Annotated in this window: 12 protein-coding genes and 1 tRNA gene; 11 read left to right on the forward strand and 2 right to left on the reverse strand. The window is 68.7% G+C overall.

The window, feature by feature from the left end; translation table 11 throughout:
- From rsmB to EZ216_RS07625, 8 genes are all read left to right on the forward strand, one after another.
- On the forward strand, positions 1 to 1,317 hold the full coding sequence (gene rsmB, locus EZ216_RS07590) for a 16S rRNA (cytosine(967)-C(5))-methyltransferase RsmB (RefSeq protein WP_135249154.1): 1,317 nt from the start codon (positions 1 to 3) through the stop codon (positions 1,315 to 1,317).
- Entirely contained in the window at positions 1,283 to 1,894 is a 612-nt protein-coding gene (locus EZ216_RS07595; RefSeq protein ID WP_135249766.1) for a DUF4390 domain-containing protein, read from the forward strand. Before rsmB ends, EZ216_RS07595 begins: the two co-directional genes overlap by 35 nt.
- Positions 1,891 to 4,164 carry an ATP-binding protein gene (locus tag EZ216_RS07600; protein WP_239024310.1) on the forward strand — a complete coding sequence of 758 codons (2,274 nt, stop codon included), beginning with the start codon at positions 1,891 to 1,893 and terminating at the stop codon, positions 4,162 to 4,164. Before EZ216_RS07595 ends, EZ216_RS07600 begins: the two co-directional genes overlap by 4 nt.
- A 44-nt stretch (positions 4,165 to 4,208) precedes the next feature.
- The gene (locus EZ216_RS07605) at positions 4,209 to 4,925 is read left to right on the forward strand and encodes a response regulator (RefSeq protein WP_135249155.1); all 717 of its coding nucleotides are present in this window, start codon (positions 4,209 to 4,211) and stop codon (positions 4,923 to 4,925) included.
- A gap of 19 nt (positions 4,926 to 4,944) precedes the next feature.
- A tRNA-Phe gene (locus EZ216_RS07610) sits at positions 4,945 to 5,020 on the forward strand.
- A gap of 175 nt (positions 5,021 to 5,195) precedes the next feature.
- Positions 5,196 to 7,244: a hypothetical protein gene (locus EZ216_RS07615; RefSeq protein WP_135249156.1), complete on the forward strand. Its 2,049-nt coding sequence runs from the start codon at positions 5,196 to 5,198 to the stop codon at positions 7,242 to 7,244.
- Positions 7,245 to 7,372: 128 nt separating this feature from the next.
- A complete protein-coding gene (locus EZ216_RS07620; RefSeq protein WP_135249157.1) occupies positions 7,373 to 8,356 on the forward strand; it encodes a helix-turn-helix transcriptional regulator in 984 nt (327 codons plus the stop codon).
- A 268-nt stretch (positions 8,357 to 8,624) separates the two neighbouring features.
- Positions 8,625 to 9,155 carry a GAF domain-containing protein gene (locus tag EZ216_RS07625; RefSeq protein WP_135249158.1) on the forward strand — a complete coding sequence of 177 codons (531 nt, stop codon included), beginning with the start codon at positions 8,625 to 8,627 and terminating at the stop codon, positions 9,153 to 9,155.
- 12 nt (positions 9,156 to 9,167) lie between these two features.
- Here the strand turns inward: EZ216_RS07625 and EZ216_RS21290 are convergent, their stop codons facing one another.
- Together EZ216_RS21290 and EZ216_RS07630 are read right to left on the reverse strand one after the other, a co-directional pair.
- Positions 9,168 to 9,335, reverse strand: a complete 168-nt coding sequence (locus EZ216_RS21290; RefSeq protein WP_167772851.1) for a hypothetical protein — start codon at positions 9,333 to 9,335, stop codon at positions 9,168 to 9,170.
- 79 nt (positions 9,336 to 9,414) lie between these two features.
- A complete protein-coding gene (locus tag EZ216_RS07630; protein ID WP_135249159.1) occupies positions 9,415 to 10,311 on the reverse strand; it encodes an EamA family transporter in 897 nt (298 codons plus the stop codon).
- Positions 10,312 to 10,408: 97 nt separating this feature from the next.
- Between EZ216_RS07630 and EZ216_RS07635 the strand changes: the two genes are divergently transcribed.
- The 3 genes from EZ216_RS07635 (at position 10,409) to EZ216_RS21295 (ending at position 11,622) form a co-directional block, all read left to right on the forward strand.
- Entirely contained in the window at positions 10,409 to 11,128 is a 720-nt protein-coding gene (locus tag EZ216_RS07635) for a haloacid dehalogenase type II (protein ID WP_135249160.1), read from the forward strand.
- 99 nt (positions 11,129 to 11,227) lie between these two features.
- Complete coding sequence (locus EZ216_RS07640; protein WP_135249161.1) at positions 11,228 to 11,455, forward strand: hypothetical protein; 228 nt, start codon at positions 11,228 to 11,230, stop codon at positions 11,453 to 11,455.
- Positions 11,452 to 11,622 (forward strand): hypothetical protein, encoded by a 171-nt coding sequence (locus tag EZ216_RS21295; protein ID WP_167772852.1) that lies wholly within the window; start codon positions 11,452 to 11,454, stop codon positions 11,620 to 11,622. Before EZ216_RS07640 ends, EZ216_RS21295 begins: the two co-directional genes overlap by 4 nt.
- The last annotated feature ends 5 nt before the right edge of the window (positions 11,623 to 11,627 follow it).

Genomic DNA, 11,627 nt, shown 5'->3' on the forward strand with positions numbered 1-11,627 from the left:
TTGACGCTCTCGGCTCCCCTCTGGCGGCAGCTTCAGGCTGCCGCCGCCGTTTTGGCGGCGGTGCGCGGCGGCGAGTCCGCGACGCCGGTGCTCGCGCGCGTGCCCGCGGATCTGCGCGCGGCCGCGCAGTCGCTGTCCTTCCATGCCATGCGGCAGCTCGGACGCGCCGAAGCGTTGCGCCGCCGGCTGGCCAAGCGCCCGCCGCCGCCCGCGGCCGACGCGCTGCTTTGCACTGCACTGGCGCTGGCCTGGGACCCGCAGCAGGCACCGTACGAACCGTTCACGCTGGTCGACCAGGCCGTGGAAGCGGCCAAGCGCGATCCCGCCACCGCGGCGCAATCGGGCTTCATCAACGCTTGCCTGCGGCGGCTGCTGCGCGAACGCGATGCGCTGGTGGCGCAGACGGAAACTGATCCGGTCGCGCGCTGGAACCACCCGCGCTGGTGGATCGATGCGTTGAAGCGCGACCATCCGCAGCAATGGCAGCAAGTGCTCACCGCCGCGAACGAACCGCCGCCGATGACGCTGCGCGCGAACGTGCGGCGCACGACGCGCGACGAACTGCTGGCGCGTTTCGCGCAACAGGACGTGCAAGCCACGCCGGTAGGTGAGCACGGACTCATCGTCGATCGCCCGCGGCCCGTGCAGGAGCTGCCCGGTTTCGCGGAGGGCTGGTGGTCCGTGCAGGACGCCGCCGCGCAATTGGCCGCTCCGCTGTTGGTCGATGGACTCGCCCCGCGCGAAGACCAGCCGCTGCGCCTGCTGGATGCGTGCGCCGCGCCCGGCGGCAAGACCGCGCACCTGCTCGAACTCGTGGACGCCGAAGTCACCGCCATCGAGATCGATCCGCAGCGCTGCGAGCGCATCCGCGGCACGCTGGATCGCCTCGGCCTGCAAGCCAAGGTGCTGGCGGCGGACGCGGCGGACGTCCTGTCGTGGTGGGACGGTCAGCCTTTCGATGGCATCCTGCTCGATGCACCCTGCACGGCTTCGGGCATCGTGCGGCGGCACCCCGACGTGCGCTGGCTGCGCCGGCCCGGCGACCTGCAAGGCCTGGCCGCGCAGCAGACCCGGCTGCTGGAAGCGTTGTGGCCGCTGGTGAGGCCGGGCGGCCGGCTGCTGTACTGCACTTGCTCGGTGTTCCCGGCCGAAGGCCGCGAGCGCGTCCAAGCGTTTGTTGCGCACCACACAACGGCCGTTTTGCGCCCCGCGCCGGGACATTTGCTGCCCCGAACGGGGGAAGGGGGTGAGGGCGTCCGCAACAATCCCGTGGGTGACCACGATGGATTTTTTTACGGCCTGCTGGAGAAGACTTGAGCAGGCGCTGCGGCTGCTGGCCCTGGCCGGGCTGCTGGCCGGGACGGCCGTGCGCGCGGACGCGCCCGAGGTCACCCAGCTGCGCCTGGAGCGGTCCGACGAAGGCGTGTTGCTCAGCGCCAGCGTGAAGCTGGAGCTGCCGGCCGCCGTCGAGGACGCGCTGCTCAAGGGCATCCCCATGTTCTTCGTCGCCGACGCTTCCCTGATGCGCGACCGCTGGTACTGGTACGACAAGCACGTCACCGGCGCATCGCGCCACATGCGGCTGTCGTTCCAGCCGCTCACGCGGCGGTGGCGGCTGCAGGTTTCGTCGGGGCCGATCGGCAACGCCGGCCTGTCGCTGGGGCAGACCTTCGATTCCCAGGACGAGGCGCTGGCGGCGGTGCGCAACATCTCGCGCTGGAAGATCGCCGAGCTGGGCGACCTGGAGCCGGACGCGCGCTACAGCGTCGACTTCCGCTTCCGCCTGGACGTGTCCCAGCTGCCGAGGCCGTTCCAGATCGGCGCCGTCGGCCAGTCCGACTGGAGCCTGGTGGCCTCGCGCACACAGCGCCTGGCCGTCGAGAGTCCGCGGTGAGCACCACCCCGCCCCTGAAGCCGACCTTCGGCAACCAGCGCGCGGTGCGCTGGGCGCTGGCGGTGGGCGCGGCGGTGATGCTGGGCATCGCCATCGTGCTGATGTTCCTGCTGACGCAGGCCACCGGCAACCGCGAGCTGTACGAACGCAACTACGGCCGCCTGTTCGCGCTGAACATGGTGGTGGCGGGGCTGCTGCTGCTGGTCATCGGCTGGGTGGTGGTGCGGCTGGTCTCGCGGCTGCGGCGCGGCAAGTTCGGCAGCCGCCTGCTGCTGAAGCTGGCGGCCATCTTCGCGATGGTGGGCTTCATGCCCGGCCTGCTGATCTACGTGGTGTCCTACCAGTTCGTCTCGCGTTCCATCGAAAGCTGGTTCGACGTGAAAGTGGAAGGCGCGCTGGACGCGGGCCTGAGCCTGGGCCGTTCCACCCTGGACACGCTGGCCGCCGACCTGGCCAACAAGACGCGTGCCGCGGCCGCGCAGTTGTCCGAAGTGCCGGACACGTCGGCGCCGCTGGTGCTGGACCGCATGCGCGAGCAGCTGTCGGCCAACGACCTGATCCTGTGGAGCGGCAACGCGCAGCTCATCGCCAGTGCCGGCCAGTCGCGCTTCCTGCTGAACCCGGAGAGGCCCACCGTGCAGCAGCTGCGCACGGCGCGCAGCCAGCGCTCGATGTCGGTCATCGAGGGCCTGGACGAAACCCCGCCCACCGCCGGCCAGGCCCGCGTGAAGGCGCTCGCCATCGTGCCGGGTCCGGGCCTCGCCGCGCTGGCCGAGCCGCGCGTGCTGCAGGTCACCCAGAGCCTGCCGCCGACGCTGGTGGCCAACGCCACGGCGGTGCAGGAGGCCTACCGCGAATACCAGGAGCGAGCCCTCGCACGCGAAGGCCTGCGCCGCATGTACATCGGCACGCTGACGCTCAGCCTCTTCCTGTCGGTGTTCGGCGCCATCTTCCTGGCGGTGCTGCTGGGCAACCAGCTGGCTCGGCCATTGCTGCTGCTGGCGGCCGGCGTGCGCGAGGTGGCCGCCGGCGACCTGTCTCCCAAACCGGTGCTGCAGGGCAAGGACGAACTCGGCGGCCTCACGCGGTCGTTCGCCGAGATGACGCAGCAGCTGGCCGACGCGCGTGCCGCGGTGGAACAGAGCATGGGGCAGGTGAACGCCGCGCGCGCGCACCTGCAGACCATCCTGGACAACCTCACGGCCGGCGTCATCGTGCTGGACGAAGACGGCCGCATCGAAAGCTCCAACCCGGGCGCGACGCGCATCCTGCGCGTGCCGGTGGCCGCCAACGAAGGCCAGCCGCTCGCCTCGGTGGAAGGCCTGCAGTCGTTCGGGGCCGCGGTGCAGGCGCAGTTCGAGGAATACGCTCAGGAGAGGCGCCAGCACGGGCTGGACCACTGGCAGCAGTCGTTCGAGCTCAGTCCCTCGAACCCCGTTTCGCCCACGCAAGGCAACACCATCACGCTGGTGGCGCGCGGCGCCGAGATGCCTTCCGACGTGCCGGGCCGCTCGGCGCGCCTGCTGGTGTTCGACGACATCTCCGAGATCGTTTCGGCGCAGCGCGCGCAGGCCTGGGGCGAGGTGGCGCGGCGCCTGGCGCACGAGATCAAGAACCCGCTCACGCCCATCCAGCTGTCGGCCGAGCGGCTGGCGCACAAGCTGGACGCCAAGGTGGCCGAGCCCGAGCGCGTGGTGCTGCGCAAGTCGGTGCAGACCATCGTCGACCAGGTCGACGCGATGAAGCGGCTGGTGAACGAATTCCGCGACTACGCACGCCTGCCCGCGGCCGAACTGAAACCCCTGGACCTGAACCAGCTCGTGGCCGACGTGCTGAACCTCTACGTGCGCGATGGCGAGACCGCTGCCGGCTCGCATGTGCCGGTGCGCGCCGAACTGGACCCGGCGTGCCCGCAGATCCTGGGCGACGCGCAGCAGCTGCGGCAGGTCATCCACAACCTGCTGCAGAACGCGCAGGACGCCACGGAAGGCTCGGCCCGGCCCGAGGTGGTCATCCGGACGCAATGGAACGAAACCAGCCGCCGCGTGCGGATGACCGTGATGGACACCGGCGCCGGCTTTCCCGAGCACATCCTCAAGCGGGCCTTCGAGCCCTACGTCACGACCAAGGACAAGGGCACGGGGCTCGGCCTGGCGGTGGTCAAGAAGATCGCCGACGAGCATGGGGCCCGCATCGACCTGAAAAACCGGGTGGACGGCGGCTCGGTCGCGGGGGCGCAAGTCTCGCTATCATTCGCAGTTGCGGCCTGACAACACTTCGCTCCGCTGTCGCGGGCGCCGCTTCCTCGAGAACAATGGCAAACATACTGGTGGTCGACGACGAGCTGGGCATCCGCGACCTGCTGTCGGAAATCCTCAACGACGAAGGCCACAACGTCGAACTGGCGCAGAACGCCGCGCAGGCCCGCTCGGCCCGCGCGCGTGCCCGGCCGGACCTCGTGCTGCTGGACATCTGGATGCCCGACACCGACGGCGTGACGCTGCTCAAGGAGTGGTCCACCAGCGGCCAGCTCACCATGCCGGTGATCATGATGAGCGGCCACGCCACCATCGAGACGGCTGTCGAAGCCACCAAGATCGGCGCGCAGTCCTTCCTCGAGAAGCCGATCACCATGCAGAAGCTGCTGAAGGCCGTGGAAGGCGCGCTCACGCGCGATACCCCCGGCGGCCCGGCGGCACCCGGCGTGCGCCCCAAGCCCGGTCCCGGCTACGTCACCTCGCCCGCGCCTTCGATGGCCGAGCTCACGGTGGAAGCCGCGATGACCGGCGGCCAGACCATCCCGCCGCCGATGGAGATCGGCCCGCAGGCGCGCCAGATCTTCGAGCTGGACAAGCCCCTGCGCGACGCGCGCGACGAATTCGAGAAGAACTACTTCGAGTACCACCTGGCCAAGGAAGGCGGCTCCATGACGCGCGTGGCCGAGAAGACCGGCCTGGAGCGCACCCACCTCTATCGCAAGCTGAAGCAGCTGGGCGTGGACCTCTCCCGAGGGAAGCGCAACGCCGGCTAGGCTATAATTTCCGGCTCACGGCCCGGTAGCTCAGTTGGTAGAGCAGCGGATTGAAAATCCGCGTGTCGGTGGTTCGATTCCGCCCCAGGCCACCAGATCAGACGCCTCGGCACCTTCGGGTTCCGGGGCGTTGTCGCATGTGGACGTAAAAATGTTTCACATGCAATAAATCGTTTCCCATTTTCATGGGATGGGCGTCCTTCCGTGCTCCTCGTGTAATCCCGCTCGAGCCGGGGCGTCCCGGCCTTCGATTGAAGTACGAGGGGTCCCATGAGATTTGCATTCCTGAAACTGGCCGTGTCTTCCACGGCCGTGGCCTTGTTCCTGGCCGCCTGCGGTGGCGGTGGGGGCGGCTCGACGGCGGCCAGCAGCGCCCAGATCGTCGGCACGGCCGCCACGGGCGCGGCCTTGGCGTTCGCGCCGGTGACCATCACCAACAGCGCCGGCAACTCGCCTTGCGTGGAAACGGGCATCACCACGACCCTCACCGGCAGCTACACCTGCACGCTGAAGTCGGGCGAGCAGGCCCCGTTCTTCGTGGTGGTGACCGATCCCACCGGCAACACGGGCGCGCTGGTCAGCGTCACGACCACCACGCCGCCGGCCGGCTCGGCCCTCACCGTCAACGCCACCCCGCTGACCACGGCCATCGTGGCGCAGCTCGCCGGTGACGGCAATGCGCTGAGCGTCGTCAATGCTCGTTCGGTCGACGCGGGCGCGTTGAAGGCGGTGACCGCCAACGTGGTGGCGCAGCTGCAGGCGGTGCTTGATCGCATCGGCGTCCCCGCCGGCTACGACCCCTTCGCCACGTCCATCACGGCCGCGACCGCCGGCAACACGGGCAACACCGCCGACCTGGTGCTGGACGTCGTGAAGATCGTGAAGGACTCCGCCGGCAAGCTTGCGCTGGCCACCATCGACGATCCCACGCCGCGCACCTTGGCTACCGCCACCAGCAGCGGCACGGCGGTCCCTGCACCGTCCACGAGCGTGACCACGTTGTCGCAAGCCACGCAGCTCGTGGCGCAGAAGCTCGCCGGTTGTTTCGCGTTGCCGACGTCGAGCCGGGTGCTCAACGTCACGACGCACCCTGCCGACCAAGGCGGTCCGGAGGTGGACAACGTGGGCGACGCCTGCGAGGACTTCGTCTCCGATTCGAGCAACGCGGCTGGCATCGACTTCATGCACAACGGCTACTACGCCGGCCAGTTCTTCTACGGCCTGCTGACCGCCGACAGCATGACCGGCGCCACGTTCAGCGTGCCGGAAGTGCTGGCGTTCTACCCGGCTTCCAGCGCCGGTTCCAGTCCGATCAGCACCTATGACCGCGCGGTCCTGAACATCCGCTACATCGACGGCCAAGGCAACGCGGGCAGCGTCATCACCGTCGCGTCGCGCATCCCGGGCAGCTCCTCGAGCGGGCGCCCGACCGAGTGGTGGCTGACCGGCAACCAGTGGACGGTGGACATCGGCGTGCGCATGAACCTGCGCCGCGTCGAGCAGCTGAACTCCGCCAACACCGCCAAATTCAGCACGTTCCAGACCGGCGTTGTCTTCACCATCAGCCAGGTGGGCCCCGGCTCGCAGCGCGGCGGCCAGCAGCTCACGCTCGCCCGCGTCACGGGGCCTGGCCTGCCGGCGGCGGGCGTGGTCTACCGGTACTCCCCGACCAATCCCAGCCGGGCACTGGACGCCGTCAGCAAGACGGGCGACCTGACCGCCACCACCCTGTGCAACAACGGCTCGGTGAACTGCCCCAACTGGTGGTTCGAGCGCACGGCCGGTGTCAGCGGCAGCGGCGCGACCACGCTGGCCAGCAACCCGACCGGAGGCACGAACGACCTGATCTGGGCGCAGTCTGGCGATGGGTTCACCATGGCCAGCTTCAAGAAGGGCGCCCAGTACAAGTTCGAGCTGTTCTACGGCACGAATACGGGGACGGCCGACCTGACCGAATTCCGCACGCTGCTGACCGATGTCGTTCCCGCCACGCAGGCCATCAACCTGCCCTGGAACACGCCCGGCTCGAACACCCTCGCGGCCCTGAATCCGTCGGGCAGCCTGGCCGGTGCGCTGTCCACCGTGCTGACCGACTGGGTGCAGAACCCCGCCGCGCCGCAGATCAGTGGCATCACCTGGTCGACGGCCAGTGCCGGCTTCGGGTCCAGCCAGTCGGTGGCGCGCGGCGTGACTTCTGCCACCTACGCGAACGGTGCTCCTGCGTTCTTGGCCACGACGCCCCCGAACGTCCGCTTCGTGCTGATGTCCTACCGCTCCGGTGACAGCAGCAACCGCTCCGCCGTCTACACCTACAACTAACCTTCGTGTTAAGTGAATCCCCCGCACGCGAGCCGCGTGCGGGGGATTGCCATTTCCGAATCTTTCGTTACATGATGGGCACGTCGTAAAGCTTTAGGTGACCACCCCCAGATGGCGGCACCCCCAAGATGTCGCGCTCGCCACTGACGGAATTCAGCCGCCTCGTTCTCACCCTCTACCGCTACGCCCAGGAAGTGCCCGTCCACGAGTTCCAGGACGCGGTCTTCGAAAGTCTCAAGCCGGCCCTTCCTTTCGACGCCTCCATCTGGGGCACGGGAACGATGACGCCGGAGGGCATCGACATTCACAGCTTTCACCGCTACCGGTTCCCGGACGCGATGTTCGAAGCCTTCCAGCGCGTGCGGCACCAGGACACGTCGGCGGCCCGGGTCACCAGCCAGCCCCGCATGACCATCGGCTTTTCGGCGGCGGAGGAGTTCACCCGGGAAGACCAGGCGGAAATCCGCGCCTTCGCGCGCGACTACAGCCAGCATCACTGCATCGTGACAGCGGACATCAACCCGATGACGAAGTTCACGCAGTGGGTGTCGCTGTTCCGCTCGGAGCCCGAGCGCCGCTGCATGCCGGCGGAAATCGAATTCCTCGACGCGCTGGCGCCGCACCTGATGCAGGCACTGGCGATCAACCGCTTGGTGCACCTCGACAAACTGGTCGGCGACACGGCGCGCGAGAGCTGGGCGGTGGCCATCGCCGATCCGCGCGGCGTCGTCTACCACGCCGACCAGCGCTTCAAGACCTTGATGGGCGAAGAGTGGCCGCTGCACCGGCAGGAAGGGCGGCTGGCGGACGGTCTGCTGGACCAGCTGCAAGGCGGCGAGACTCACATCGTTGGCGAGAACGTGATCGTGCAGCGCTCACTGGAGCAGGGCCTGTTCTTCCTGAAGGCGCGCCCGCGGCGGGCGGTCGACAGCCTCAGCCCGCGCGAATTCGTGGTCGCGAAGATGCTGGTGAGCGGCATGACGCAGAAGCAGATCGCGGCGGGGGTGGGCCGCTCGCCCGAGACCATCCGTTCCCAGGTAAAGGCGATCTTCGCCAAGCTGGACATCAACAACGTGACGTTGCTGCCGCCGCTGCTGGCGCTGCGGCAGTAAGCCCGGACGGGGTCAGCCCGGCACCGCACACTTGTTCGCGCGCTTGTCCGGGGCCAGCCTGACGCAGGCGGGCCTGGGGCAAGGCTATCCGGGGTGGAATGCCATTGAATGCAGCCGGGCGGTGCAATTCAAACTTTCAGGTGATCGCCTGCGCCGGAGAACAACATGACCGCGCAAGTTGAGGCGTCCGAGAGCCCCATTCCTCGCGCGAACCGGCATCTGCCGATACTCTCCTTGTATAAGAACGCCGTCAGGGAGGGCAGCAACGATGAATGAAATCATGATCAAGGACGCCGCGGTGGTCCTTGAGGACAGTGCGTTCCGGGTCGTCACGGCCGACCAGCGCAGCGCGCGCGACCAGATCCCCATCCGCGCATTCCTCTCGCGCGTGCGGCATGCGTTCGGCATGGACGTGGTCTTCGTGTCGCGTTTCGCGGACGGGCACCGCATCATCCGCTTCACGGACGCGGATCTCGACGACGAGTACGCGGTGCCCGAAGGTGCTTCGGACCCCTTCGAGGAGTCCTATTGCCACCACATCGTCGAGGGACGCCTGCCGCAGGTGATCCGCGACACCAACGACGTGCCGCTCGCGCTGGCCATCACGGGCACCCGCATCTGCCGGGTGGGCAGCCACCTCGGCGTGCCGATCGTCGCCTCCGACGGCAGCGTGTACGGCACGGTGTGCTGTTTCTCGCACGCGCCCAAGCGCAGCCTCGGCGAGCGCGAAGAGCTGGAGGCATTGCGTGAGATCGCAGTGCTGCTGGCCGACGTGTTGCTGGACGACGAACGCGGCTGACCGCGCGGGGGCTCAGGCGGGCATGAATCGCTGCCACGCGAGCAGCAGCACGGCGGCGGCGCCGAGCAGACATTTGAAGAGGAGGGCTGGCAAGGCGGTGTCCGGGAAAGCGACAGGGCGCGATTCTAGGAACGCGTTCTTGACGGCATTCCGCGCCGGGACATCTGGCATGAGATTCATGCATGTGAATGATCGAGGCGCTTTGCGTGATCACCTCGCCACATGAGTTGGCCGAATGTCGCTGGCGGCGGCCTCAGCTTCAGGTGCGCGCCGCGGCCACGCGCCCGGCGCGCAGCGTGGGCCAGAGGATGTTGATGGCCAGGCCGCCGATCACCAGCGCGGCGGCCAGCAGCTTCCAGCCGGGCAGCGGTTCACCCAGCCACAGCGCCGAGGCGCCCATGCCGAACACCGGGATCAGCAAGGCCAGCGGCGTGACCGTGGCCGCGGTGTAGCGCGAGAGCAGCCAGTTCCAGGCCGCATAGCCGAACAGCGAATTGGCCCACGACTGCCAGGCCACCGCGGCCCACGTGCCCCACGATGCCTGCTGCACGCTGTGCGCGATCCTGTCCCAGCCGTCGAAGGCCAGTGACAGCACGAACAGCACCGGCACCGAGAACGCCGACGACCACACGACGTAGGCCACCATGTTGATGTTGCCCGCGCGCTTGCTCAGGATGTTGCCTGCGGCCCATGACGCGGCGGCGCAAAGCACCAGCCCCAGCCCCGCGACGGTGGTCGTGGTGTCGGTGTGCCAGCCGACCACGCCCAGCCCCGCCGCGGCCACCAGCACCGCCAGCGCCTGGAACCCGCGCAAGCGCTCGCCGGCCAGCCACATGGCCAGGCCGATGGTGAAGAACACTTGCGTCTGCACCACGAGGGACGCCAGTCCGGGTGAGATGCGGCGGTCGATGGCGATGTACAGCAAACCGAACTGGCCGGCGCCGATCAGCAGACCGTAGCCCGCCAGATTGGCCAGCGGCACGCGCGGGCGTGGCAGGAAGAACATCGCCGGCAACAGAGCGAACAGGAAGCGCAGCGTGGCGAACAGCAGCGGCGGCAGTTCGTGCAGCGCGGCCTTGATGACGACGAAGTTGGTGCCCCACACGACGACGACGGCCAGCGCCAGCAGCAGGTGGGCGGGAGAGATGCGCGACATCGCACGAGCATAAGGTCGCGCCGCTCATGCATTCATGCAAACTGCGACAGCGAATGATGCGTGGCAGGAAGGAGAGCCGGCTCGCTAAACTGCCCCGATGGACTCCCAGCCCCCCGGCCTGGACGCCGTTCAGGTGCTCGCGTTCGACATGTTCGGCACCGTGGTGGACTGGCACGGCAGCATCGTGCGCGAGATGCGCGATCGCCACCCGCAAGTGGACGCCGATGCTTTCGCGCTGGCCTGGCGCGCGGGCTACCGGCCCGCGATGGCCCGCGTGATGAGCGGCGAGCTGGGCTGGACGCGCATCGACGAACTGCACCGCCTGATCCTGGACGGCATCCTGGTGCGCTTCGGGCTGGCCAGCCTGGACGAGGCCGAGCGTCGCGACCTGAATCGCGTGTGGCACCGGCTCGATCCCTGGCCTGACGCGGCGGACGGGCTCGCGCGGCTGAAGCGCCGCTACACGATCTGCACGCTGTCCAATGGCAACGTGGGCCTGCTCACCAACATGGCCAAGCGCGCCGGGCTGCCGTGGGACTGCATCCTCTCCGCCGAAACCTTCCGCGCGTACAAGCCGGCGCCCGCGGCTTACCTCGGCGTGGCGCAAACCTTTGATCTGGCGCCGGGGCAGGTGATGCTGGTGGCGGCGCACCACGACGACCTGGCCGGTGCGCGGGCCTGCGGCCTGCGCACCGCGTACGTCGAGCGGCCGCTGGAGTTCGGCGCGAGCCAGCCCAAGGATGTGTCGCCGCAGCCAGGCAACGACCTGCACGCGCGCGATTTCCTGCACCTGGCCGACCTTCTTGGCGTCGGCTGAGCCGCTGTCGGCGAGGGCTGACAGCGATCGGCGGCATGCGCCGAAGGCGGTTTGGTGCGGCCCGGATCAGCATGGAAGGAAGCGAAGAAGGAGCCCACCATGCCCAGCGATACCACGCCGGACCCGCGCGACATGGAACGCATGCCCGAGCGCCAGCGGATCCCCGACGCTACCCGCGGTGGCGAAGCCGGCAAGCCCGACATCGAGCACCGCCCCTCGCTGCCGGACCATCCCAAGCAGATGACTGCCGACATCGAGGATGAGGACGACGACCCCGTGGTCGACAGCGGCCCCGGCATCGCCGACGGCCCGGAGCGCCAGCGATGAGCCAGCGCTTGCACGAGGTGCCGGGGCCGGACAACGTGCCGCCCGTCAACAACCCCGACCCGCAGCCCGGGGACGGCAAGCCGAAGATGCCTCCTTCGGAGGACGAGCGTGAGAAGGCGCCGGTGGAATTGCCGGGCCAGCCGCATGCGCCGGAACGCGTGAACTGACGCCG

This window comes from Ramlibacter humi, assembly GCF_004681975.1.
GTDB classification, from domain to species: Bacteria; Pseudomonadota; Gammaproteobacteria; order Burkholderiales; family Burkholderiaceae_C; genus Ramlibacter; species Ramlibacter humi.